The organism is Paraburkholderia sp. 22098 (assembly GCF_052045935.1).
Classification (GTDB): Bacteria; Pseudomonadota; Gammaproteobacteria; order Burkholderiales; family Burkholderiaceae; genus Paraburkholderia; species Paraburkholderia caledonica.
The window spans coordinates 1-25,129 of sequence record NZ_JBQEPV010000013.1 but is presented as its reverse complement, the minus strand read 5'-3'; the positions used below and the strand labels follow the sequence as shown (position 1 = coordinate 25,129).

21 protein-coding genes are annotated in these 25,129 nt (G+C 62.7%); 11 read left to right on the top strand and 10 right to left on the bottom strand.

Going from position 1 to position 25,129, the window contains the following annotated elements:
• Window positions 1–42 precede the first annotated feature (42 nt).
• A complete protein-coding gene (locus ACTJLB_RS24540) occupies window positions 43–1,206 on the bottom strand; it encodes a DUF1501 domain-containing protein (RefSeq protein WP_440784753.1) in 1,164 nt (387 codons plus the stop codon).
• Window positions 1,207–1,630: 424 nt separating this feature from the next.
• Window positions 1,631–1,957, bottom strand: a complete 327-nt coding sequence (locus tag ACTJLB_RS24535; protein WP_027804286.1) for a hypothetical protein — start codon at window positions 1,955–1,957, stop codon at window positions 1,631–1,633.
• A 229-nt stretch (window positions 1,958–2,186) separates the two neighbouring features.
• Here ACTJLB_RS24535 and ompR point away from each other — a divergent pair, with 229 nt between their 5' ends.
• From ompR to ACTJLB_RS24515, 4 genes are all read left to right on the top strand, one after another.
• Window positions 2,187–2,921 (top strand): osmolarity response regulator transcription factor OmpR, encoded by a 735-nt coding sequence (gene ompR, locus ACTJLB_RS24530; RefSeq protein WP_006048917.1) that lies wholly within the window; start codon window positions 2,187–2,189, stop codon window positions 2,919–2,921.
• A 47-nt stretch (window positions 2,922–2,968) separates the two neighbouring features.
• Window positions 2,969–4,318, top strand: a complete 1,350-nt coding sequence (locus ACTJLB_RS24525) for an ATP-binding protein (RefSeq protein WP_020065895.1) — start codon at window positions 2,969–2,971, stop codon at window positions 4,316–4,318.
• A 220-nt stretch (window positions 4,319–4,538) separates the two neighbouring features.
• Complete coding sequence (locus ACTJLB_RS24520; RefSeq protein WP_020065894.1) at window positions 4,539–5,087, top strand: peroxiredoxin; 549 nt, start codon at window positions 4,539–4,541, stop codon at window positions 5,085–5,087.
• Window positions 5,088–5,161: 74 nt separating this feature from the next.
• Complete coding sequence (locus ACTJLB_RS24515; protein ID WP_020065893.1) at window positions 5,162–5,680, top strand: carboxymuconolactone decarboxylase family protein; 519 nt, start codon at window positions 5,162–5,164, stop codon at window positions 5,678–5,680.
• 104 nt (window positions 5,681–5,784) lie between these two features.
• On the opposite strand, the gene ispF is transcribed toward ACTJLB_RS24515, so the two are convergent.
• Together ispF and ispD are read right to left on the bottom strand one after the other, a co-directional pair.
• Complete coding sequence (gene ispF, locus ACTJLB_RS24510; RefSeq protein ID WP_440784750.1) at window positions 5,785–6,264, bottom strand: 2-C-methyl-D-erythritol 2,4-cyclodiphosphate synthase; 480 nt, start codon at window positions 6,262–6,264, stop codon at window positions 5,785–5,787.
• Window positions 6,265–6,309: 45 nt separating this feature from the next.
• Window positions 6,310–7,023 carry a 2-C-methyl-D-erythritol 4-phosphate cytidylyltransferase gene (gene ispD, locus ACTJLB_RS24505; RefSeq protein WP_440784749.1) on the bottom strand — a complete coding sequence of 238 codons (714 nt, stop codon included), beginning with the start codon at window positions 7,021–7,023 and terminating at the stop codon, window positions 6,310–6,312.
• Between the two features lie 120 nt (window positions 7,024–7,143).
• On the opposite strand from ispD, the gene mfd reads away from it, so the two are divergent.
• From mfd to mscL, 4 genes are all read left to right on the top strand, one after another.
• Window positions 7,144–10,626: a transcription-repair coupling factor gene (mfd, locus tag ACTJLB_RS24500; RefSeq protein WP_440784748.1), complete on the top strand. Its 3,483-nt coding sequence runs from the start codon at window positions 7,144–7,146 to the stop codon at window positions 10,624–10,626.
• Between the two features lie 118 nt (window positions 10,627–10,744).
• A complete protein-coding gene (gene argE / locus ACTJLB_RS24495) occupies window positions 10,745–11,995 on the top strand; it encodes an acetylornithine deacetylase (protein ID WP_440784747.1) in 1,251 nt (416 codons plus the stop codon).
• A gap of 70 nt (window positions 11,996–12,065) precedes the next feature.
• Window positions 12,066–13,100 carry a threonine/serine dehydratase gene (locus ACTJLB_RS24490; RefSeq protein WP_020065888.1) on the top strand — a complete coding sequence of 345 codons (1,035 nt, stop codon included), beginning with the start codon at window positions 12,066–12,068 and terminating at the stop codon, window positions 13,098–13,100.
• A 98-nt stretch (window positions 13,101–13,198) separates the two neighbouring features.
• Window positions 13,199–13,645, top strand: a complete 447-nt coding sequence (gene mscL, locus ACTJLB_RS24485) for a large conductance mechanosensitive channel protein MscL (protein WP_020065887.1) — start codon at window positions 13,199–13,201, stop codon at window positions 13,643–13,645.
• Window positions 13,646–13,787: 142 nt separating this feature from the next.
• Here mscL and ACTJLB_RS24480 read toward each other — a convergent pair whose 3' ends face one another.
• From ACTJLB_RS24480 to ACTJLB_RS24470, 3 genes are all read right to left on the bottom strand, one after another.
• A complete protein-coding gene (locus ACTJLB_RS24480; RefSeq protein ID WP_020065886.1) occupies window positions 13,788–15,761 on the bottom strand; it encodes a hybrid sensor histidine kinase/response regulator in 1,974 nt (657 codons plus the stop codon).
• A gap of 50 nt (window positions 15,762–15,811) precedes the next feature.
• Window positions 15,812–16,315, bottom strand: coding sequence for a response regulator (locus tag ACTJLB_RS24475; protein WP_020065885.1), 504 nt, complete (start codon window positions 16,313–16,315; stop codon window positions 15,812–15,814).
• A gap of 73 nt (window positions 16,316–16,388) precedes the next feature.
• On the bottom strand, window positions 16,389–17,999 hold the full coding sequence (locus ACTJLB_RS24470; protein WP_440784746.1) for a sensor histidine kinase: 1,611 nt from the start codon (window positions 17,997–17,999) through the stop codon (window positions 16,389–16,391).
• 334 nt (window positions 18,000–18,333) lie between these two features.
• Here ACTJLB_RS24470 and ACTJLB_RS24465 point away from each other — a divergent pair, with 334 nt between their 5' ends.
• The gene (locus ACTJLB_RS24465) at window positions 18,334–18,825 is read left to right on the top strand and encodes a hypothetical protein (RefSeq protein WP_440784745.1); all 492 of its coding nucleotides are present in this window, start codon (window positions 18,334–18,336) and stop codon (window positions 18,823–18,825) included.
• Window positions 18,826–19,100: 275 nt separating this feature from the next.
• Here the strand turns inward: ACTJLB_RS24465 and ACTJLB_RS24460 are convergent, their stop codons facing one another.
• A complete protein-coding gene (locus ACTJLB_RS24460) occupies window positions 19,101–21,650 on the bottom strand; it encodes an AsmA family protein (RefSeq protein ID WP_440784744.1) in 2,550 nt (849 codons plus the stop codon).
• A 193-nt stretch (window positions 21,651–21,843) separates the two neighbouring features.
• Between ACTJLB_RS24460 and ACTJLB_RS24455 the strand changes: the two genes are divergently transcribed.
• Together ACTJLB_RS24455 and ACTJLB_RS24450 are read left to right on the top strand one after the other, a co-directional pair.
• A complete protein-coding gene (locus tag ACTJLB_RS24455) occupies window positions 21,844–22,554 on the top strand; it encodes an ABC transporter ATP-binding protein (protein ID WP_408200469.1) in 711 nt (236 codons plus the stop codon).
• Window positions 22,551–23,357, top strand: coding sequence for an ABC transporter permease (locus tag ACTJLB_RS24450; protein WP_087753289.1), 807 nt, complete (start codon window positions 22,551–22,553; stop codon window positions 23,355–23,357). Before ACTJLB_RS24455 ends, ACTJLB_RS24450 begins: the two co-directional genes overlap by 4 nt.
• A 57-nt stretch (window positions 23,358–23,414) precedes the next feature.
• On the opposite strand, the gene ACTJLB_RS24445 is transcribed toward ACTJLB_RS24450, so the two are convergent.
• Both ACTJLB_RS24445 and ACTJLB_RS24440 read right to left on the bottom strand, forming a co-directional pair.
• A complete protein-coding gene (locus tag ACTJLB_RS24445) occupies window positions 23,415–23,978 on the bottom strand; it encodes a DUF6013 family protein (protein ID WP_020065879.1) in 564 nt (187 codons plus the stop codon).
• A 201-nt stretch (window positions 23,979–24,179) separates the two neighbouring features.
• On the bottom strand, window positions 24,180–25,129 hold a 950-nt coding region (locus tag ACTJLB_RS24440; RefSeq protein WP_440784743.1), incomplete at its 5' end, for a zinc-binding alcohol dehydrogenase family protein.

Below are 25,129 nucleotides of genomic sequence, written 5' to 3'. Positions count from 1 at the left end.
CGCGTCGTCCTGCGTCCGGTTCGGCGCGGAGCGCGTCAGTCGTCAAACGCGCAGCAAAGGCAGCGGCGCAAACTGCTGCCGCAGAATCGCCGCGGCATCGAGCCCCCACCATTTCGCAAGCACGGTGGCGTAGAGCCGGCGGAAGTCGACGGCGACCGGCAAGTTGCCATGACCATCGAGCCGTCCAAGCTCCGGCGGTGCACCGTGCAAGCCCCCGAGCACACGTCCGCCCATCATGAAATGCGGCGCCGAAGTGCCGTGATCGGTACCGTTGCTGTCGTTTTCTCGTGGATGCCGCCCGAACTCGCTATAAGTCATGACAAGCGTGTCGTTCCAACGGCCCAGTTCGATCAGCGCCGATCTCATCGCTGTCAGGCCTTCGGCAAGCTGCTTCAACAACGTGCGGTGTCTGTACGGCTGGTTTCGATGCGTGTCGAAGCCGTTTAGCGTCAGGCGAATCGCCGCGACGCCGCCGCGTTTGCCCGCTGCCGCGCGCGGCATGTCGTCGGCTTGGAGCATGCGCATTGCAATTTCAATCGACGCGCCGAACGCGCTGCAAGGAAAACCCGTCGTCAACTGCGGCGCGCGTGGCATTGGCTTCGGCCTCGTGCCATCGTATGTCATGGCTTTTGCGGTGCCAGGACCTTGGATTGGAGTCAGAAGAGGCCGCGTACGAGCGCCGTTCGCGAGCGGTCCCATTTCAACACTGCCGATGACCACGCCGTCTGCAGCAAACCCCGCTGGCAACGGGGCGCTTCTGAACGCGCGAGTGAGCCAGCCGTCGCGCAGGTATTCATCGGCGTGGGAAGCGGTGTCCCATATCTCCACTGAGCGGAAATGCGAGAGATTGGGCTGCGCGTAGCCGACGCCCTGGATAATCGCCAGTTGCCGGCTGTGCCAGAGCGGCATTAACGGTTCCAGTGACGGATGCAAGGCCGTGCGGCCATCCAGTTGGATAACCTGCTCGCGCTTGATGCCGATCTTCTTGCGAAGCCGGTAGTACGCAGGATCGGCAAATGGGATGACGGTGTTCAGGCCGTCGTTGCCGCCCTTCAACTCGACAAGGATCAGCAGGTTGCCGTATCCGGGACGCAGCGCGGGCAGCTCACTTGCGCTATACGCGGCGGGCTGCGCGCGAACCGCACGAGGCAGCCATAGAGTCGCGCTGGCGGCGGCGCTCATCGAGAGAAAGCTGCGTCGTTTCATGTCGTACTCGCGTCGGTGACTTCTTGCGTTGCGGGCTCGGTTTTTCAGGCGATAAGCTGGGCCGGCCGGCAATGCGAAGCTATGCGCTTTGCGGTCGAAATCTATGCGTGTACGAAGCCTACGCCCGTTGCTGCCGTGACGCATCTTGCGTGCAATGAGCAGGATCACTGACAGGAATGAACGACGGCTGCCTGCACCTGTTAGTCACATAACATGTGAACGCAGCGGGCAAAACGCGAAGTGCCTGATAAAAACCGGGATACAAACGAGAAGCGCGCGGGAAGCGCAGAACGAAAGCGCAAAAGAATCAGGACAGCGGCAACGACAACGACAACGACAACGACAACGACCAAGCTCACATAAAGCGGCACATGAGGCAACGCGAGATCGAGAACAACCCGCGCCCACAACGCAGGCCAAGCGTTTACCGTTTGTAAAGCTCGCGGACAGCGTCTTCGATATGCTGTCTCAACAAACGACGTTCGTCTGGCGTCATATGTCCGTCACGCCGACGTTGATCGAGATCAGGGGGAACTGCGGTACGCAACATGGCGTCTGATGCAGGGCGCTCAACGATGGAACTGTGACGGCTTGCCTTTGAGTTACCTGCCCTGGACGCGCGCTCGCTCGCAGCTCTGTCGGCCGAAGGCTGGGCGTGGGCGAGCGTCGGTCCCAATGTGCCTGCGAGTGAACCGGCAACCGCCAGTGCAATCACGCTCAGGCGCACATTCGGCCAGACCCCTCCCTTCATGTTGTTCCCTTCGTGGCGCGGCAACCGGCTACCTCAAATGCGTATGACAAACCCGGTAACGAGCCGGGCGCGTGGGTTTTAGTCGAGTGAAGTATCCACCGAACAGCCGCATTCAGTAAAGGAGTCTAACTGCCACCGCTTTACGTCGTGCCACAGTGCGGGTAAATTTTGTAACTGACTGTAACTCGATAAATGATGCGAACGCGCACCACTTTCTAATCGCGCTAAGATGCCGACCATGGAAACTAAAAACCCTTCGAAAATCCTCGTCGTCGACGACGATCCGCGACTGCGCGATCTGCTGCGCCGTTACCTCGGCGAGCAAGGCTTCAATGTGTACGTAGCCGAGAATGCGCCATCCATGAACAAGCTCTGGGTGCGTGAGCGGTTCGATCTGCTTGTGCTCGACCTCATGCTGCCGGGCGAGGACGGCCTTTCCATCTGCCGGCGCCTGCGCGGCAGCAACGACCGTACGCCGATCATCATGTTGACGGCCAAGGGCGAAGACGTCGACCGTATCGTCGGCCTTGAAATGGGTGCGGACGACTATCTGCCGAAGCCCTTCAATCCACGTGAACTCGTCGCGCGAATCCACGCGGTGTTGCGCCGTCAGTCGCCGTCCGAACTGCCGGGCGCGCCGTCGGAAACTACCGAAGTCTTCGAGTTCGGCGAGTTCGCGCTGAATCTCGCCACCCGGACGCTCACCAAGGCCGGCCAGGAAATTCCGCTGACCACGGGCGAGTTCTCCGTGCTCAAGGTGTTCGCGCGTCATCCGCGCCAGCCGCTGTCGCGCGAAAAGCTGATGGAACTGGCTCGCGGCCGCGAGTATGAAGTGTTCGACCGCAGCCTCGACGTGCAGATTTCCCGTCTGCGCAAGCTGATTGAACCCGACCCGGGCAGCCCGCGCTTCATCCAGACCGTTTGGGGTCTGGGTTACGTGTTCATTCCCGACGGCGCAGCCTGAGTTTGTTCACACCTCCTGCTTTTGCTTTCAGATAAGAAGAAGGGCCCATGCGGATCGACCGGCGCCTCCTGACGCTCGCGTTCGGCGGCCTTTTCTGGCGGACCTTTCTGTTGATCGCGCTGTTGATCGCAGTGAGTCTCGCCGCGTGGTTCCAGAGCTTCCGGGTGATCGAACGCGAGCCGCGCGCGCAGCGCGTGGCGTTGCAGCTCGTCGCGATCGTGAAGCTCACGCGCACCGCACTCCTCTATTCCGATCCCGATCTGCGTCGCGCATTGCTGCAAGATCTGGAAAGCAATGAAGGGGTGCGCGTGTACCCGCGCGAAACAACCGACAAGTACAAGCTCCAGCCCGACGAGTCGCTGAACCGGCTGATCGAACACGACATTCGCGGCCGGCTCGGCGACGACACGGTGATCGCGCAAAGCGTCAACGACATTCCCGGCGTCTGGATCAGCTTCAAGATCGACGACGACGATTACTGGGTCGCGCTCGACCGCGATCAGCTCGACAACGCGACCGGCCTGCAATGGGCCGGCTGGGGCGTGTTCGCGCTGGCGCTGTCGCTCTTCGGCGCAGCCTTCATCACGAGTCTCGTGAATCGCCCGTTCGCCCGTCTCGCGATGGCCGCGCGCAAGGTCGGCTCCGGGCAGTCGCCTGAACCGCTGCCCGAGCGTGGCATGGGCGTGGCCGCTGAAACCAATCGCAGTTTTAACCAGATGGTTCAGGATCTCGAACAGCTCGAAGCCGACCGCGCGCTGATGCTCGCCGGCATTTCCCACGACCTGCGCACGCCGCTCGCGCGGCTGCGGCTCGAAACGGAAATGAGTCCGTCGGACCAAAGCACCAAAGACGCAATGGTCGACGACATCGAGCAGATGGACATGATCATCGGCCGCTTTCTCGACTACGCGCGCCCCGTGCAGCGCGTGCCGGAACCCGTCGATCTGTCCGTAATCGCGAGCGAACTCGCCGCGCGCATGCAAAGCGAGGACAGCATGCGGCTGATTACGCGGCTCGCGCCGTCGGCGGTGATCGAAGCCGACGAAACGGATATGCGGCGCGTCGTCGGCAATCTGCTGGAGAACGCGCGCAAGTATGGTTTGAGCGATGGCGACGGCATCCCGCACGTGATCCTGGAAACGCGTGTGTCGCATTCACGCGTGGAGCTGTCGGTGGTGGACGAAGGCCCCGGCATCCCGGAGGATCAACTGGCGCTCGTCACGCGCCCCTTCTATCGCGTGAATTCGGCGCGCACTCAGGCGAACGGCACGGGTCTCGGCATGGCGATCGTGCAGCGGCTCGTCGGCCGTTATCGGGGCGCGCTGCGGTTGCGTAATCGCACGCCCGGCCCAGGTCTCGAAGTCACCATCGAGTTTCCCCTTGCCAAGGGCGCGTAAGAGAATTGCGGCCGGCGCCCGCGTCACAGCGCACGTCGGCCACGCACGACCCACGCACTCTCAATGCCCGCTCCGTTGAATAATAACTATCCGGGTCGTTAGAAAAAAACTATTGAGGCGATAGTTCAATAGAGCTATAGTGAAAAGCCTGTCACGCGCTCGTGATGACGCGCTGGTAGCCTCAGCATGCTTTTTTTCCAACACACGAAGGAGCACTCGCATGAAAACCGTTGGCGACAAACTCGAAGCGTTCACCGTCACCGCTGCCAAGCCTGGCTTCAACAATCACGAGGAAAACGGCGCCTCGGCGTTCGAAGAAATCACGGAGCAGTCGTTCCCGGGCAAGTGGAAAATCATCTACTTCTACCCGAAGGATTTCACGTTCGTGTGCCCCACGGAAATCGTCGAGTTCGGCAAGCTGGCGAAAGACTTCGAAGAGCGCGACGCCGTGCTGCTGGGCGGCAGCGTCGACAATGAGTTCGTGAAGCTCGCGTGGCGCCGCGAGCATAAGGATCTGAGCAAGCTGAACCATTATTCGTTCGGCGACGTGAAGGGCGAGTTGATCGACCAGCTCGGCGTGCGCGACAAGGAAGCGGGCGTGGCGCTGCGCGCAACGTTCATCGTCGATCCGGACAACACGATCCAGCACGTGTCGGTCAACAACCTGAACGTGGGCCGTAATCCCGAAGAAGTGCTGCGTATTCTCGACGGCTTGCAGACGGACGAACTCTGTCCGTGCAACCGCGCAGTCGGCGGCGCAACGCTGTAAGCCGTGCCGGCCCGAGCCCGCCACGCTTGAAAAAGCCGCGGGCTTTTTTATCGACAACCCGATAGGAGATGACAATGGAATTCTTGTCTTCCATTAAGGCGCTCATACCCGACTACGCGAAAGACATCCGCCTGAACCTGGACGGCACAATTGCGCGTTCGTCGCTCGAAGGCAACGACGCGGTCGGCGTCGCGCTGGCCGCCGCTTTCGCCGCCAAAAGCAACGTAATCGTCAACGCAATACGCAACGCGGGCGTGCTGTCTCCTGAAGAGACGAACGGCGCGCTGACGGCCGCCGCGTTGATGGGCATGAACAACGTCTGGTATCCGTATGTCGAGATGGCGGAGAACGCGGACCTGAAATCGCAACCGGCGCAGTTACGCATGAACGCCTATGCGTCGCATGGCGGCGTGGACAAGCGGCGCTTCGAGATGTATGCGCTGGCCGCTTCGATCATCGGCAAGTGTCACTTCTGCGTGAAGTCGCACTTCGACACGTTGATCGCCGAAGGCATGAGCGCGACGCAGTTGCGCGACGTGGGCCGCATCGCGGCAGTGGTCAATGCGGCTGCGCAGTGCATTGCCGCTGAATAAGCTAGCGGCTTGCGGGTTTGCCTCGCCTTGACCGTGGGCAGCGGCGCAGCGGCGCGCTTAGCCGCCGCCGCGCGCCACCTGATGCGTCAATGCCAACGGGTGCATCAACCCTTGATCAGCAACACCACGGCTTGTGCTTCTATGCCCTCGCCTCGCCCGAGATAGCCAAGCTTCTCATTGGTCTTGGCTTTGACATTGACCTTGTCCGCCGGCAGGCCGAGGTCGGCGGCAATGTTCGCGCGCATGCCTTCGATATACGGTGCGAGCTTGGGCGCCTGCGCCACCACGCTGCTGTCCACGTTCGCAATCGCAAAGCCCGCTGCCTTCACGCGAGCCACGCACTCCCGCAGCAAAACGCGGCTGTCGGCGCCGGCGAACTTCGCATCCGTATCGGAGAAATGACGGCCGATATCGCCCATCGCGGCGGCGCCGAACAGAGCGTCGGTGATCGCGTGCAACAGCACGTCGGCATCCGAATGGCCGAGCAAGCCGCGCTCGTACGGAATCGTCACGCCGCCGATAATCAACGGACGCCCCGGCACTAGCGCATGCACGTCATACCCTTGCCCAATTCTGAAATCCATCTGCGTCAAGTCCTCAAATCCGTTCACTAAAAATGAAATCACTCATCACGATGCCGAACTGCGCAGCAGAATCGCCTCGGCGAGATCGAAGTCTTCTGGATACGTCACCTTGAAGTTTCGCAAGCTGCCTTGCACCAGCTTCGGCGCATGCCCGGCCCATTCGATTGCGCTCGCTTCGTCGGTCAGATCGTGGCCGTCGGCCTGCGCGCGCAAGATCGCTTCGCGCAACATGCCGATGCGGAACATCTGCGGCGTTTGCGCCTGCCACAGGCCGTCGCGCGATTCGGTGCGCGCAATGCGTCCGTCCGCTGATGCCTTGTCGATGCGCTTTAACGTGTCCGCAACCGGCAACGCCATGATGCCGCCTACGGCATCGTCCCTGAGCGCGCCCGTCAGCGTGCGGATCAGGTGAGGCGTGATGCCCGGCCGCGCCGCGTCGTGCACGAGCACCCAGTCGTCGTCGCGCGCGTTGAATTCGGTGAGCGCATGCAGGCCGTTGAGCACCGACGCCTGGCGCGACGCCCCGCCGCACCGGCGCACGGCAAAACGCAAGCCGCCGAAGCGGCGCGCGTCGAAGTGCTGGTCGTCAGGCGCGATCGCGACGAGCGTTTGTGCAAACTCACTGCAGGCGTCGAACGCGGCGAGCGAATAATGCAACATGTCGCGGCCGGCCACAGTGCGATATTGTTTGGGCATCGCGGCGCCGGAACGGCTGCCGGTGCCTGCGCACGGAATCAGGGCAAATAGACGGGAAGTCACGAGTGCGGATGCCGCGAGGTCAAAGTAAAGGACGGATTTTATAATAGGTCCTTCGCATCCACGCCCCGACACGCGTAAACTTGGCCGTCCGTGTGAGCCCGAGGCCGCCTTTTCTCTTCTATGCCAGACATCGCCGCATCATCGCAGTACGCCCCGCCCGTCGCGCTCGTCAAAGCCGGCCAGCGTTTCGCCTTCGACGGCACGCACGGCTCGTCCGACGCGCTGCTGATCGCCCGCTACCATCTCGCCTACCGTGAGAAGGTGCCGCTGCTCGCCGTCGTGTGCGAAAGCGCCGTGGACGCGCAGCGCCTGTCGCAGGAAATCGGCTTTTTCGCGCCGCAGGCGCGCGTGCGTCTGTTGCCCGACTGGGAAACGCTGCCTTACGACACCTTTTCGCCGCACCAGGATCTCGTTTCAGAGCGCCTCGCCACGCTGCACGATCTCGGCGAAGGCCGTTGCGACATCCTGCTCGTGCCCGCCACCACGGCGTTGTACCGGATGCCGCCGGCGTCGTTTCTTGCGGCCTACACGTTTTCGTTCTCCCAGGGCGAGCGCCTCGACGAGGCGAAGCTCAAAGCCCAGCTCACGCTGGCCGGCTACGAACACGTGAGCCAGGTGGTGCGTCCGGGCGAGTACTGCGTGCGCGGCTCGCTGCTCGACCTTTATCCAATGGGTTCGCCGTTGCCGTACCGGATCGACCTGTTCGACGACCAGGTCGACTCGATCCGTGCGTTCGACCCCGACACGCAGCGCAGCCTGTATCCGGTGAAAGACGTGCGCCTGCTGCCTGGCCGCGAGTTTCCGTTCGACGAAGCCGCGCGCACCGCGTTTCGCAGCCGCTGGCGCGAGACCTTCGAAGGCGATCCGAGCCGCGCGTCGATCTATAAGGACATCGGTAACGGCGTGCCGTCGGCGGGCATCGAATATTATTTGCCGCTTTTCTTCGACGACACCGCCACGCTGTTCCACTATTTGCCCCAAGGCGCGCAACTGGCGTTCATCGGCGATCTGGACGCGGCAATCCGGCGCTTTGGCAACGACACCAAGCAGCGCTACAACTTCCTGTCGCACGACCGCGACCGGCCCATTCTCGAGCCGCAGCGGCTGTTCCTGTCGGACGAAGACTTCTTCACGCTCGCGAAACCGTTCGCGCGGCTCGTGCTGCCGGCCAACGCGGGCGGCGGCTGGTCCACCCCGCTGCCGAATCTCGCCATCGACCGTCACGCGGAAGATCCCGTATCGGCGTTGCGCACCTACCTCGACACCACGGCGAACCGCGTCCTGTTCGCTGCCGAATCGGCGGGTCGGCGCGAAACGCTGTTGCAACTGCTCGCGGACAACCATCTGAAGCCCGCGTCGAGCGACAGCTTCCAGGACTGGTTGACGGGCGACGCGCCTTTTTCGCTCGGCGTCGCGCCGCTCGCGAACGGCTTTGCGGTCCCCGTTGACGGCATCGCGATCATCACCGAAACCGAGCTTTATGGGCCGCTCGCGCGGCGCGCCGGTCGCCGCCGCCAGGAACAGGCGAGCAACGTCGATTCGATGGTGCGCGACCTGTCGGAGCTCAAGGTGGGCGATCCGGTCGTGCACTCGCAGCACGGCATAGGCCGTTATATGGGCCTCGTCACCATGGACCTCGGCGAAGGCGAGACCGAGTTTCTGCATCTTGAATACGCCGGCGACAGCAAGCTCTACGTGCCGGTCGCGCAGTTGCATGTGATTTCGCGCTACAGCGGTGCCGATCCCGAAAGCGCGCCGTTGCATTCGCTCGGCTCGGGTCAATGGGAAAAGGCCAAACGCAAGGCCGCGCAGCAGATTCGCGACACCGCCGCCGAACTGCTCAATCTGTACGCGCGCCGCGCCGCCCGCTCGGGCCACGCGTTCGCGCTCGAGCCGAAAGACTACGTGAAGTTCGCCGAGAGCTTTGGCTTCGAGGAAACGCCCGACCAGGCCGCGGCGATCGCAGCCGTGATCGGCGACATGACGAGCGGCAAGCCAATGGACCGCCTCGTTTGTGGCGACGTGGGCTTCGGCAAGACCGAAGTTGCGCTGCGCGCGGCGTTTATTGCTGTCATGGGCGGCAAGCAGGTCGCGCTGCTCTCGCCCACTACGCTCCTCGCCGAACAGCACACGCAGACCTTCACGGACCGCTTCTCCGACTGGCCCGTGCGAATCGCCGAACTGTCGCGCTTCAAGTCGACCAAGGAAGTCAACGCGGCGATCCAGCAGATCAACGAAGGCAGCGTCGACATTGTGATCGGCACACACAAGCTGCTGTCGTCGGACGTGCAGTTCAAGCGGCTCGGACTCGTGATCATCGACGAGGAACATCGCTTCGGCGTGCGGCAGAAAGAGGCGCTCAAGGCATTGCGCGCGGAAGTGGATGTTCTCACGCTCACCGCCACGCCGATCCCGCGTACGCTCGGCATGGCGCTCGAAGGCCTGCGCGACTTTTCTGTTATCGCGACCGCGCCGCAAAAGCGTCTGGCGATCAAAACGTTCGTGCGTCGCGAGGAAGAAAGCGTGATTCGCGAAGCGATGTTGCGCGAACTGAAACGCGGCGGCCAGGTGTACTTCCTGCACAACGAAGTCGAGACGATCGAGAATCGCCGGCAAATGCTCGAAGCGCTCGTCCCCGAAGCACGCATCGCGGTCGCACACGGGCAGATGCACGAGCGCGAACTCGAACGCGTGATGCGTGACTTCGTCGCGCAACGCGCGAACGTGTTGCTGTGCACGACGATTATCGAAACCGGCATCGACGTGCCGAGCGCGAACACGATCCTGATTCATCGCTCGGACAAGTTCGGCCTCGCGCAACTGCATCAACTGCGCGGACGCGTGGGACGCTCGCATCACCAGGCGTACGCGTATCTGCTCGTGCACGATCCGCAAGGGCTGACCAAGCAGGCGCAACGCCGTCTGGAAGCGATCCAGCAGATGGAAGAACTCGGCTCGGGCTTCTATCTGGCCATGCACGATCTGGAGATTCGCGGCACGGGCGAAGTGCTCGGCGACAAGCAGTCGGGCGAGATTCACGAGATCGGCTTCCAGCTTTACACCGACATGCTCAACGACGCAGTGAAGGCGCTCAAGGACGGCAAGGAGCCCGACCTCACCGCGCCGCTCGCCGCCACGACAGAGATCAACCTGCACGCGCCGGCGATTCTTCCCGCCGACTATTGCGGCGACGTGCAGGAGCGTCTGTCGCTGTACAAGCGCCTCGCGAATTGCGAGCACAGCGATGCAATCGACGGCATTCAGGAAGAACTGATCGATCGCTTCGGCAAGTTGCCGCCGCAAGCGCATGCACTCGTGGAGACGCATCGTCTGAGACTGGCGGCCAAGCCATTGGGCATCTCGAAGATCGACGCGGGCGAAGCGGTGATCGGTCTGCAATTCATTCCGAATCCGCCAATCGACGCGATGCGTATCATCGAGATGGTGCAGAAGCACAAGCACATCAAACTGGCGGGTCAGGACAAGCTGCGTATCGAAACACGCAGTCCCGATTTTGCTGTGCGGGTGGCTACCGTCAAGGAAACGTTGCGGGCGTTGGGCTCGCCAAGCCGGGGCACGGCAGCGGCGGCCGCGGCCCGTTAGAAAAACGCGGTACGTCTAGCGTTTTCCCGCAATGCTGCGGCGCGCAAAACGCGCGCCGCAGCATACGGGGCGGCTATTTTTGGGTATGATCGAAAGACTCAAATGCCGGAGTCTTGTCATGTCTCATGTCGCTGCTTCAGCGCAGTCCTCGCAAACATCCGCAACTGCTTCGTCCGATTCCGCCTCTGGCACTACGCCTGTCTCGCTTCCCTGGGTCACCCGTCTCGTGTCGATGGACACGGTAAGCCGCAATCCGAATCTCGGTCTGATTGAAACCGTGCGCGACGAATTGCGCGCGCTCGGCATTGAAGGCACGCTCACGCACGACGCCAGCGGCAAATGGGCCAACCTGTTCGCCACGATCCCTGCCCACGACGGCGAAACGAATGGCGGCGTGGTGTTGTCGGGCCATACCGACGTGGTGCCCGTCGACGGTCAGCAATGGGACAGCGATCCGTTCAAGCCGGAAATTCGTGGTGACAAGCTTTATGGCCGCGGCACTTGCGACATGAAGGGCTTTATCGGCGCCGCGCTTGCGCTCGTGCCCGACATGCAGCGCACGAAGCTCGCCAAGCCGATTCACTTCGCGCTTTCATTCGACGAAGAAGTGGGCTGTGCAGGCGCGCCGCTCCTGATCGCCGACCTGATGAAACGCGGCGTGAAGCCGGACGGCTGTATCGTGGGCGAGCCGACGAGCATGCGGCCCATCGTGGCGCACAAGGGCATCAACGCCTACCAGTGCTGCGTGCGCGGCCAGGCGGCGCACTCGTCGCTCACGCCGAAAGGCTTGAATGCGATCGAATACGCGGCGCGACTCATCTGTTATATCCGCGACATGGCCGATCAGTTCCGCGAGCAAGGCCCGTTCGACGAACTGTACGACGTGCCGTTCACCACCGCGCAAACCAGCACGATCGTCGGCGGCAACGCGATCAACACGGTGCCGGCCGAGTGCAAATTCCAGTTCGAATTCCGCAATCTGCCCACGCTCGATCCCGAGCCGATCTTCGCGCGTATCGACCAGTACGCACGCGAAACACTGTTGCCGAAAATGTTGCGCGAGCATCCATTGGCGGCAATCGAGATTACGAAGATCGCCGCGGCACCCGGACTCGATTCCTCGGAGCAGGCAGCTATCACGCAACTCGTGCGTGCGCTGACAGCGGACCAGGACAAGCGCAAGGTGGCTTACGGCACGGAAGCCGGGCTCTTTTCGCTGGCGGGTATTCCGAGCATCGTGTGCGGGCCGGGCGACATTCAGCAGGCGCACAAGGCGAATGAATTCGTCGCTCTGGATCAACTCGTGCAGTGTGAACGCTTCTTGCACAAGTTCATTCACAGCATGTCCGTCGAAGCGCATGCGCACTGAAACCGCCGCCTGAGCAACGAGAAACCATACTTTCACCATCGCCCGCTTCTAGCCAATCTCGCCCACGCCCATGTCAACCGCCACGCCGCAGCACACCGACCACACGATCGACGGCGAGCCGATCCCCACTCTCGACGACATCGCCGCGCAGCACTTTGCGCTGACGCCGTGGGTGGCTCGAACGCCGGTGTTCGACAGGCTCGACTTCGCGTCGCTCGAAGGCACGGTGGTGAACTTCAAGTTCGAACTGCTGCAAGCGGGCGGCAGCTTCAAGGCGCGTGGCGCGTTCACGAACCTGCTTGCCCTCGACGAAACACAACGCAGCGCGGGCGTCACGTGCGTGTCGGGCGGCAACCATGCCGTGGCCGTCGCGTATGCGGCCATGCGGCTCGGCATCAGCGCGAAGGTGGTGCTGTTTCGCGCGGCCAATCCGGCGCGCGTCGCTCTGTGCCGGCAATATCGCGCGGAAATCGTCTTCGCCGAAGATCTTGCGGAAGCTTTCGAACTCGTGCGCCGCATCGAGGCCGAAGAAGGCCGCTACTTCGTGCACCCGTTCAACGGTTATCGCACGGTGCTCGGCTCCGCCACGCTCGGCTATGAATGGAGCACGCAAACGCCCGACCTCGAAGCCGTGATCGTGCCGATCGGCGGCGGCGGTCTCGCGGCCGGAGTGGCCACGGCCATGCGGCTCGCGAATCCGGGCGTGCACGTGTTCGGTGTCGAGCCCGAAGGCGCCGATGCAATGGGAAAAAGCTTCGCCGCCAATCACACGGTCAAGATGGGCCACATGCACGGCATCGCGGATTCATTGATGGCGCCGCATACCGAGGAATACAGCTATGAGTTGTGCCGTCGCCATATCGACGAACTCGTGACGGTTTCAGACGACCAACTCTGCGCGGCCATGCTCACGTTGTTCGGACAACTGAAGCTCGCCGTCGAACCCGCCTGCGCCGCTGCGACGGCAGCGCTGCTAGGACCGCTTCGCGAGAAGCTGCAGGGCAAACGCGTGGGCGTCCTGCTGTGCGGCACGAACACGGACCCGGTCACTTTTTCTGCGCATATCGAACGCGCTCGCCAGGGCATGTCACAGTTTCCGACGTAAGAAACAGCTCTCGCCTTTTTGGGTTTTCCAGGCCGAAGGGCTGGCCTATCTGTCTGAGATTGGTATGATTTGGTCATCGATATCCAGGAGGAAACCCTATGAGCATGATCAAGGAATTCAAGGAATTTGCCCTTAAAGGCAACGTGATGGATCTCGCGGTGGGTGTCATCATCGGCGGCGCGTTCTCCACCATCGTCAATTCAGTTGTGAAAGACCTGATCATGCCGGTGGTCGGCGTCGCTACGGGCGGCCTCGACTTTTCGAACAAATTCATTCGACTCGGCGACATTCCCGCGAGCTTCAAAGGCAGTCCCGAGTCGTATAAAGACTTGCAGACGGCGGGCGTTGCGGTCTTCGGTTACGGCTCGTTCATTACCGTGGCCATTAACTTCGTCATCCTCGCGTTCATCATTTTCCTGATGGTGAAGTTCATCAACAATCTGCGCAAGCCGGCCGATGCCGCGCCGTCCGAACCGCCGCCGCCGCCCGAAGACGTGCTGCTGTTGCGTGAGATCCGCGACTCGCTGAAGAACTCGCCGCGCTAGGACGGCGGTGAGGCGAAGCGCCCTCGCAATATTCACCCAGTAAAAAGGCCTGTTGCGATGCACTCGCAACAGGCCTTTGCTTTTGATACCCGCTCACAGCAGTTGTTCTGCGATTTCGCGACTTCGCAATTCGCGTCACGCCTTACGCCTGCTTTCGTGCTTTCAGATTGATCGCGCTCTCGATCATCGCTTCAAGCTGCGCGAAATTGACCGGCTTCGTCAAATGCGAGGTGAAACCAGCGGCAAGGCAGCGGCGTACATCTTCGTCGGTGCCAAAACCGGTCAGCGCAACCGCGGGCGCATCCCAATGCTCGCGATACGCCATGATGAAGTCGAGGCCCGTGCCGTCGGGCAAGCCGACGTCGCTGATAACCAGATCGAATTCCTGCAACTGCGTGGCGGCCAGCGCGTCGTCCACACGGCCGACCGTCGTAACGTCGTGGCCGAGCGTGCGAATGAGCTGCGCCATGACCTCGGCCGTATCCACGTGATCCTCGATCAGCAGAATGTTCAGCACGCCGGCGGGATGCACATGTTCGGGCAATACTGCCTGCAACCTTTGCGCGGGCGCCGCCGCGGTCGGCAGCGTGATCGTGAACGTCGCGCCGCAATGCGGCCCTGGGCTTTGGGCCGTGACCGTGCCGCCATGCACGTCCGTTAGCGCCTTCGTGATCGCGAGGCCGAGTCCTAGCCCGCCGAACTGCCGCGTCATGTTCTGATCGCCCTGCTCGAACGCGTTGAACAGCTTGCCGATCTGTTCCGGCTCGATGCCGATGCCCGTGTCTTCGACGCAGATCTGCACATGCATGCGCTCATCGCGCGTGCGCACGTAGATGTGTCCACCGTCAGGCGTGAACTTCGCGGCGTTGCGAATCAGGTTCCATAGCATCTGCTGCAGGCGCGCGCGATCGGCAAGCACGTAGTGATGCTGCGCGTCCTTGTGCACATGCACGTCCTGCTGCTTGACCTGGATCTCGCTGCGGAAAAGCTCGAGCACGCTGTCTATCACCTCGTGCACGTCGACCGTTTCGAGCGACAGGCGCAGCTTGCCGTTGGCCACGCGCGTAAGGTCGAGCAGATCGTCGATCAGACGCGCCTCCAGTTCGACATTGCGGCGGATCATGCGCACGCTGGAGCGCGCCTGATCCGGCAGGTCGGGAATCATCTCGAGCACGCTTGCACCGGCCAGTACAGGTGTGAGCGGTGTGCGCAACTCGTGCGAGAGCATCGCGAGGAAGCGGTCTTTCGCGCGATTCGCTTCTTCGGCGGTCTGCCGCGCCGCCTGTTCAGAAGCGAGAAGCCGTTCACGCTCCTGCATGGCTTCGCGTTCCGAATGAACATCTGTGCAACTGCCGAACCATTTGCTGAAGTTGCCTTCAGCGTTGCGCGTCGCGACCATGCGCGCATCGAACCAGCGATACTCGCCGTCGTGGCGGCGTATGCGCAGCTCGTGCCGATAAGTGCCCGCATTGCTTGCCACCGCTTTTAGCCAGCTGCGGCGAACTTCTTCGCGATCGTCCGGATGCACGGCGTCGAGCCAGGCCAACCCATGCGAACTGTTCTCGCCAAGGCCGGTGTAGTCGTACCACTGCTTCGACAGAAAATCGCAGTCGCCGGACGCATTGCAGGTGAGCACGAGGTGCGGCAGCGTCTCCGACAGGTTGCGGTAATGCTGCTCGCGGTCACGCAGCAGCAATGCTTCTTCCGACGCACGCTGCAAGCGCACTTGCGACAGAACGCGCTCCACTGCTTCGGGCAGGTAATCGAGGTAATCGCCCGACTTGGGCACTACGTCGGACACGCCGGCGCGCAACGCCTCGATTACGCGCGACTCGTCTGTAAAACCTGTCACGAGGATGGCCGGAATCCGCACGCCTTCCGAACGCAACCGGCGGAAAAAGTCGAGGCCGGTTTGCGGCCCGCTCAGTTGATAGTCGAGCACGAGCAGGTCCAGGCCGCCGTCCGCGAGCCGCTCACGAGCCGCCTCGACGCTTGCGCAGACCGCAACCCGGCAGCCGGCGCGTTCGAGCGACTTGCGCGCAAGCCGCAAGATGCCCTCGTCGTCATCGACGACGAGAATGCATGCTGCGGGCGGCGGGGACACTTCTTCAGTCATGCGCGAGTCGCGGTCAGTAGGTCTGGAGAGTATGTGGCATTGCTGTCACGTCATGATGACGCAGTGAAGCGATGCCCGGACGGCAGCTTGACCACCTGCAGGAAGAAACCGAGGCGACGTACTGCTTCAATAAACGCATCGTACTCGACCGGTTTCGTAATGTAGACATTGCAGCCGAGTTCATAGCATCGCGCGATTTCGCGGGGGTCGTCTGTGGTGGTGAGCACGATCACGGGCACGGGCGCCGTGTGCGGCGACTCCTTCAGACGCCGCAACACCTCGAAGCCATCGACGCGCGGCATCTTCAGGTCCAGCAGTACGACGGAATTCCTCAGATCTTCGGCATTGGCATGACGGCTTGCGACGCTACCGCCCGCTGCAGCGGCGCCGTCGGCCGCATCTGTGCCGAAAAAATAATCGAGCGCCTGCTGACCGTCGCGAAAGCGCACGAAGCCGTTCGAAATGCCGGCACGGCGCAGATTGCGCTCGACGAGCGTGGCATGGCCGTCGTCGTCTTCGATCAGAATGATGCTGACCGTCTCCCCGTGACTCATATGCCCTCCATTCTGTCGGTTCCAACCGGTTCATGCAGGTCAGTGCCACTGTTCGCACTGCGCCCGGCGCAGTTCATGGCCGCGCGGGCTGCTCCGGCAACACCACGAAAAACGTCGATCCAGCGCCTTGCGCGGACTCCACCCACACACGCCCGCCATGTCGCTCCACGGTGCGCCGCACGACCGCCAGACCGACTCCGTCGCCGTTCGCTACATCGCCGTGCAGACGCTGAAATGCTCGAAACACCTTCGACATATAAGCGGCCGGAATGCCCAGTCCGTTGTCGCGCACATAGTACGTGCGCATGCGAATCGCGCGCGGCCCGTTTTCATCGACGGGCTCCGGTTCGAGCGCACCGATCTCAATGCGTCCGTTGCGCGCGGGGTCCAGATAATTCAACGCGTTGCCAATCAGGTTGCTGAAGATCTGTTCGATCGCGGCCGGGTCGCCCCATGCCGGCGGCAGATCGCGCACGGTAACAACCGCGCCGCGCTCCTCGATGGCGCGTTGCAAGGTCTCGGCGACGCGCGCCACCACGCGCGCGACGCTGACCCGTTGCCATTGATATTCGAGCCGGCCGGCACGCGAAATTCGCAACAGCGCTTCGATGATCGCCGCAGCCCGCGTGACCGCACTACGCAAGTATTGCAAGGATTCGCGCACATCGCCGTCGAGAATATGCGCCATACGTTTTTGTTCCGCTGCCGGCAGCCGCCCTTCGACGACGATGCTGTCCAGCTCATCGCACGAGACCTGCAACTCCTTCGAAAAACCTTGCAGGTTCACGAGCGGCGAGCGCAAGTCATGCGATACGCTGTAGATAAACATTTCGTTGTCTTGCGTCTCCTGGCGCAGTTCCTCATTGACGCCAGCCAGTTCCTGCGCACGCGCTTCAAGACGCTTCTTGAGCGACGCCTGCTCGGCCTCCGCCTCGCGCAGTCGCGCGCCGGTCTGATGCAGCACGGCGTCGAGCGCCGCGATTTCGTCGTTACCGGACAGGCGCGCGGCAAGCGGCCGCCCGTTGCCAAGGCGCTCCGCGTTATCGGTCAGCACTTCGAGGCGCCGCCCGATGCTGCGCGCAAACACGACTGCGGTACCGGCCCAGATCAGCATGGAGCCGATCACTGCGGTGATCAGCGCATATTGCTGATGCTCGCGACGCCGCACGAGAGCCGCCGAGCGCTCAGCATCGAGACGCGAAGCTTCTTCGCCAAAGGCCGCGAGTTCGTCGCGAAATGCGGCGACTGGCTGCGGCAACGCACCACTCTCGAGCGCGGCGAGCGATTGCAGATTGCGCCCGTCACGCAACGCCTGCGAAATCATTACGGTCTGCGCGCGATATGCGTCGATTGCGCGCTTCATCTTATGAACCCGCTCGACCTGCTGCGGCGTATCGGCAACCAGGGCGTCGAGCTTCGACAGACGGTCGCTTACGTCGATCCACACCGTATGCCGCTCGAGCAACGACGGATCGCCGATCACAATGCCGGTACGAACCCGAGCCGCCTCGCGCAGCAGCGGATCGACAATTGCCGATGACTGGTAAAGAATCTGCTTGCTATTGGTGACCCATTGCGCGGCTTGGGCTGTCTGCTCCTGAGTATCGAAGACGACGCCAAGAAGCGCCAGCTCCACCAGGCTGGGCACTGCGATCAGCAGCAGGCCCTTGGTGAATAATTTCATGTTCGCCCGAAGGTCGTTCACGCAGCGGCAGCTTGCGGGAACCCGCCAGCCAGACGGGCCATTATCGACGTGAATCGGCAATATTTCAACGTGAGCGCAAGATGCCCGCGCCCACATAAAAATGACTTTTTTATTGGTGCAAGATGTTTTTTCGGCGCGTCGTGCGTCTATGATGGAGTCAGATGTGCTGGAATGCGAAGGCGCGCGGCGAGGCGGTTCGGCATGATTCGTGCGGGAGTCGGTGAGGCGGCGGAGTCGTCGAATCATCGTGAATCCGGCCTTGTCGTATGCTATAAAAGATCGACGTGCGGCGCGCGAAGCCGGGAGTTGTCGCATGAGGACGCTGCGTTTCTTGCAATTCTTTTTCAGGCGAATTTTTATGTCCTTCCCGAAAAAGCGTAGACGCGCGAAGGTGGACGGCGATGAGTCGTTCCTCGCGGTACTACGGCATTTCAAGCCCTTCGGTCAACTCGACACCAAAATTGCGCGCGCTCGCGCGCAAGACGAGCCGGTTCTTTATGCACATGTGTTGCCCGGTCTCGACGTGCTTCTATGCAGCGTGCGCGGCGCACATCCTCCTTACCCGGCCGCGGCCGAATTGCGGCGGCGCTGCATCGAATCCATCACGAATGCACTGGAACAGCCGCTCGACGGTCTTGAGAACGGCGGTTACTGGTATGAAGCGGACGGCTTCGGATTCCTGGTATTTGCGAGCCGCGCTCGCGGCAAGATCCTGACCGAGTTTGGCGCGACAAGCGTCGGTGCGCGTCGCGGAGTTCGCCGGCAAGATGCGGCGGGCGACGCAACGCCGCGGTCGTTGCGCTAGGCGGAACCTCTCACCCTCCCTTGCACGGCGTGGTCATACGGTGACCACGCTGCGCTCATGCTTCGCTCATGCTTCGGTCATGCAGTGGTCACAGTATGATCGCGCGGCGAGCTTCGCTCCCGCGAACTCGTCACGCCTGTGCTACATCATCGCGCTTACGCCGGCCCTGCGTTCGCCGTGCTATGTAGACGGCACGCTAATCAGCCATAGAAAAACGAACGAAAAGCCGCCGCCAAGGGTCCAGTCGAACCAGCCCGCAGGTAGAAGGAAGTGCATCAGCTTCCCTTGTACTCGGCCGCGCTCGCGGGCGAAACGGTCGCGGGCTTGCGTCCGGTCGGCGCGGGGGCCGAAGCTGCGGAAGCATCCGAAGCCGCGGTCGATGAACGCTTGTTGACCGGCACCCCTTCGAGCGAAATCGCGGGCTTGGGCTTCTGTTTCGTGCCCGGCGGCGGCGCCGTCGGCGCCTGCCGGACTTGCGACAGCAGTTGAGTGCACGGCAACGGCTTGTTGTTGCTCGGCGCCAGCAAGGGCAGCAGCGCCGCGAATGGATTGATGAGGCCGAGGCCCACAGCCGCACCGCCCCGCAACGCCAGCGCGCCCACGTTCACACCGACGTGCGGGTCCTTGAACGTGCCCTTCGCATACAGCGGCGAGCGCAACGAGAACACGCGGAAGCCCTTCGTGTGCGGATGCACGCCGAGGTCCATGGTTTCGTCGCGCAGATTGACGTTGCCGTCGATGTCGATCACGGCGTCGTCGGTATCGAGTGCGAACACGCGCGAATCGAGCACGCCGTTGGTCGCGACAAAGTCCGCGGCGGCACAGTTGATCTTCACGTCCCGATTGCCGAACAGCTTTTCATACACGACGTTCGCGACGTTCAGGCCCGCGGCTTCCATCAGCAAGCGGCTCACCGTGCCTTCGGTGACGAGCGCCTTCACTTCGCCGTTCGAAGTGGCCGCGAGCGCCGCGGGCGAGTTGCCTGTCGCGGTCAGCGCGGCGTCGCCATTGATCTCGCCCAGCGCGTTTTGCATCGTCTTGAAGTTCGGGAACAGCTGCTTTAACTTCAGATGTCGCGCGGAGGTCGCGAAGCGTCCCTTCAGCGGCGCGCTGCTGCCGTCCAGATGAATGTTGGAAGCGAGCGTGCCGCCGGCTACGCCGAACTTCAACGGCTCGAGCGACAGCACGCCGTCTGTCATCACGACGTGCGTGTAGAGATCCGTAATCGGCAGATCGGCGTTCTTGACGATGCGCCGGCCGGTGAACTTCACGTCGGCGTCGATCGCCTTCCAGCGGTCGGTGCGGAATTCCTCGACCGGCAAGACCTTATCGGACGGCTGCCTGGCCGCATCCCCGCGCTTGGCCTTGCTCGCGTTGGAGTCCGCGCCGATCACCGGCGCGAGATCGGAGAACTGCAGCAGGTGCGACACGAGTTCGCCCTGCAACAGCGGTCGCGGCCGGCGCGCCGTATAGGTCAGCGAGCCGTTCAGGTCGCTGCCGCCTACGCGGCCTGTAAAGTTTTCATACTTGAAGACGTTGCCGGTGTTCTTGAATTGACCGACGAGGCGCCCTTCCGTTGCGTAGGGCGGCGTGTCGGGCAACGTCACGCCGGTCAGCGAATAGAGTTTGGCCATGCTGCTGCCCTGCACCCAGAGGCGCATATCGACGGCCGAAAGATGCGCCGGATCCGTGATGGTGCCCACGAGGCCGACATGCAAATCGCCTGCCTTCACATCGGCCTGAACGGGGAACGGGCGGTTGGCGTCCTGGAGCGCCAGCACACCGCCCACTTTGCCGCTGCCCAAGACCGGGGTCTTGTTATAGGTGCCTTTCAAGGTCCAACCGATTGCATACGGCGGCACTTCGCGCTGCGCGCCCCGCGCCGCGTTCGTGCTGTCGGCGCTAGCACCGCTTGCGCTCGATGCCGCCGGCACTTGTGCACCGCTCGCGCCCGATCCAGCTGCGGCCGCTGCGACAGCCGTGGACGCCGCGCCGCTTGCGCCCTTCGAACCGCCCGCGGTGAGCCCGCCCGCGGCGCCTGTCGCCGCCGTCGTGCCGGATGCGTGGATGTCCGTTGCAGAAGCGCCTGAAGCCGCCGCCGCGGAAGCGGCCGAGGCCGCCGACGCCGCCTGCGCATCGGCCTGGGCGCTCAGTTTTTTCGCGCCCTCTTTGCCGACCGCTTCCGCCGATGCCTTGCGCGACGCCTCCTCCTGCTGCTTCATCGCCTCGCCGATCGGAATTGGCTGACCGAGCGTATCGACGACCATCTGCACGTCGACCTTCTTCTGCTCGTCAGAGAGCGCGATATTGCCTTTCGCGAACACGATGTCGTGCAACTGCAGCTTCCACTGCGACGGCGTTTTCGACGACGGCAGCTGGAACGTCCAGTTGTTGCGACCATCGAGCATGCGTTCGAGATCGACCGAAGGATTCACGAGGTTGATCGCCGGAATCACGATGTTGTGCGCGATGAGCGGCAGGACCTTCACCTGGAAGTCGATCTCGTCGAGCGTCGCGAACTGCGGGCGCTTCGCCCAGTCGGGGTTCGCTATCGTGATGTTGGCCGCCGAGAAGCGCGGCCAAGGCACCCAGCTTTTCCAGCCGATTTCGCCGGCCGGGTGCCGGAAGCCTACTTTCAGATCCCCATTGATGGTGAACTGCCGACCGATCGCCTGCGTGACCTTGTCATTGACATACGGTCGCGCACGATTCCAGTCGAACGTGAGAATAAAAACGGTGAGCGCAACCACGAGGATGACGATGATCGCGACTATCCATGCGACGATTTTGCCGATCCGTCTTCCCATTGTGCTCGACCGTGCCATCAAAAGGCTCCATGGTTTCTTGTTGGTTGTCGATCGCGCAGCAGATCTTGTGCCCGCTTTGTGCGCACGTTGCGGCTCAGCGGCTCAGCGGCTTGGGGCTCAGAGGCTCAAAGGCTCGGCGGCTCGCCGCAGGCCTCAGTCCACTTTATGATGCTGCATCGCGCACCCCGCCCTCTACGCACCACTTGCTTTCATGACCGATGTCCCCTTCGTTTTCGCCGACGGCATCGTCCGGCGCGATGCATCGCGCGGCCAGACCTTGCTCCAGTCCACCACGTTCGCGCTGCATGCCGGCGACCGCGTCGCCATCTCAGGCGCGTCGGGCTCAGGCAAGAGCGTGTTCCTGCGAGCACTCGCGCTGCTCGATCCGCTCGACGCCGGACGGATCGTCTGGCATGGCGCGTCCGTCGCGCGCGCCGCGATTCCGCGTTACCGGCGCAGCGTCGCCTATATCCGGCAGCGGCCCGCGCTGCTCGACGGCACAGTGGAAGACAATCTGCGTTATCCGTTCGAACTGCGCGCGTATCGCGACACGCGCTTTGACCGCGAAAAGGCGGCCGATCTGGCCGCGCAGGCTGGCCGTGCGGGCGATTTTCTCGGCAAACGCGCAAGCGAACTGTCAGGCGGCGAAGCGCAAATCACCGCGCTGATTCGCGTACTGCAACTCGCCCCCGAAGTGCTCCTGCTCGACGAACCGACTGCGTCACTCGACCCTGAGTCGTCGCACGCAATCGAAGGACTCGTGCGGGCATGGTTCGACGCAGATCGCCGCGCGCACGCTTCGATCTGGGTCTCGCACGATCCGGCACAAGCTGCTCGCATGAGCGAGCGTCATCTCACGATGCATGCGGGCGTCCTCGACGAGCCCGCCGTTACGTCCGAGCAAGGAGCGTCCAGCCGATGACATTGCAAAACCTGAGTCTTTGGGACGTCGCGATCGCGGCGCTGCTGATCGTCGTGAACGGCGCGGTGTCGGTGGCGCTCAAGCTCGATCTCGAACGCAAGCTCGCGTGGGCCGCCGTGCGCACCGTCGTGCAGTTGCTCGCGATCGGTTATGTGCTGGGTTGGGTATTTCGCTACGACCACTGGTTTGTGGTGCTGCCGTTGATGACCGTAATGACGCTCATCGCCGGCTTTGCCGGAGCGCAGCGCGGCAGCCGCACCTACGCGGGACAGCGCGCGGACAGTGTGCTGTCGATCTGGGTGAGTTCGTGGCTGGTGGCAGCGGTCGGGCTCTTCGTCGTGATCCGCATTCACCCTTGGTACGAACCGCAATATGCGATTCCGATTCTCGGCATGATCCTCGGCAATACGCTCACCGGCGTCTCGCTTGGCATCGAACGAATGACCGAGGAGCTGACCGCCCGGCGAGATCGCGTCGAAATGGCGTTAGCGCTTGGTGCGACGCGCTGGGAAGCGGCGCAAGCGCCTGCTCGTCAGGCGGTGCGCGCGGGTATGATGCCGACGCTCAACCAGATGGCCGTGGTCGGCGTAGTCAGCCTGCCCGGCATGATGACCGGCCAGGTGCTGGCCGGCCAGTCGCCGTTGCAAGCGGTGCGTTATCAGATCGTGATCATGTTTCTGATCGCGGCATCGTCGGCGCTCGGCACGGTAGGCGCGGTGCTGCTCACCTATCGGCGCCTCTTTTCAGCGGAGCACCGGTTTCTGTCGGCGCGGCTGGTCGAACGGGCCGGCGTGCGGCGTTGAACGGTTCGGACCAGCTTCTGCCATCTCACGATATGGTGGTCCGGCGCTCCACCACCGTCAGCGTTTCGCGCTGATCGCGACAGTCGTGCCGTCGCTGAGCGTCAGCGTCTTCGTGCTGCCGTTCACCGGCATCGTGAACCGGAGCACCTGGCTCATGCTGACATCGTTCGGACACTTGAGCGATTTTCCATTGGCCGTGACAGTCTTCACGCCATCGGGCTTGTGCGCCTGAAAATTCAATTGCACGGTCGCTGTGCCGTCGTCGGCGACGACCGGCGCGAGGCGGATCTGTGTCTGGCGAATCATCGCGCCATTGGAGTCGAGCGGCAGCGACGCGTAGTTCGGACACGCATCCGCCGCAGGAATTGCGCCGCCGGGCGGCACCGTCTTCCACGTGAAGTCGTCCGACTGACCGGAGCGGATGGTGCGCGTTTCCTGCGAGTTGCCGAATTGTTTGGAGGTGACGCGCACCGTGTAGCGAATCGGACCGTCGAGGGCGGATTGCGACGTCACCGTAATCGGCGTGGCCGCCCGAGCCGCAGGCGCGAGTACGCCGCAAGAAAGCACGCAAGCGAGAGAAGCGACAACTGGAACGGCGGAGAGTTTGAAGCTGGAGCTCATACTGTCACCTCGTTGTTGTGCCGCTGCATGCCCCCGTCAGTGCGCTGCCCCCGCATGGTCCCAGGTAAAGCGCGCGGAAGCCGGCAGCAGACGCGAGACACGCAACCGTTTTAGCATGATGCTTCACCAGTCTACCGCCAAGCGATGCCGCGCGCGCTCCCCGAGCATCGGGTGTTACCCCGCTTGCGTGGACGCGTTTTATCAGAAGCCGGTCAGGACCAGCTTGCCGATCGCGCGTCCTTCTTCGAGCAGAGCATGCGCGCGACGAAGGTTCGCCGCATTGATCGCGCCGAGGTGTTGCCCGACGGTCGTGCGCAACGTGCCGGCATCGACGAGACGCGCAACTTCGGTCAGCAGCTTGTGCTGTTCGATCATGTCGGGCGTGCCGAACATCGAACGCGTGAACATGAACTCCCAGTGAAACGCGGCGCTCTTCGCCTTCAGCAACTCGACCGGCACCGGCTTGCTGTTTTCGACGATCGTGCAGATGCCGCCCTGCGGTTTGATGAGCTCGGCCGCGATCGGAAAGTTCTTGTCCGTGTCGTTGAACATCAGCACGTAGTCGACTTGTTCGATGCCGAGTTTCTTCAATTGAGCGGGCATGTCGCCGAAGTGATCGACCACATGATCCGCGCCCAGCTCAGTCGCCCACTTCGCCGACTCGGGACGCGACGCGGTCGCGATCACTTTGAGCTTTGCAAGCTGTTTGGCAAGCTGGATGCCGATTGAGCCGACGCCGCCCGCGCCGCCGAAAATCAGCACCGTGCGCCCCTCGTGCGCGCCTTGCGGTGAGACGCCGAGGCGATCGAACAGCGCTTCCCATGCGGTGATGGCCGTCAGCGGCAACGCGGCCGCATGCGTGAAATCGAGCGACGCGGGCTTGCGTCCGACGATCCGCTCGTCAACGAGATGAAACTCGCTGTTCGCGCCCGGTCGCGTGATGCTGCCCGCATAGAACACCGGATCGCCGACCTTGAACAGCGTCACGTCCGGACCTGCTGCGACGACCGTGCCTGCGGCGTCCCAGCCGAACACGCGCGGCGCCTTTTCGACGGTATCTTTCGGCGCGCGCACCTTGGTGTCGACCGGATTGACCGAGATCGCCTCGACTTTCACGAGCAGATCGCGACCCGTCGCTTCGGGTTTGGGGA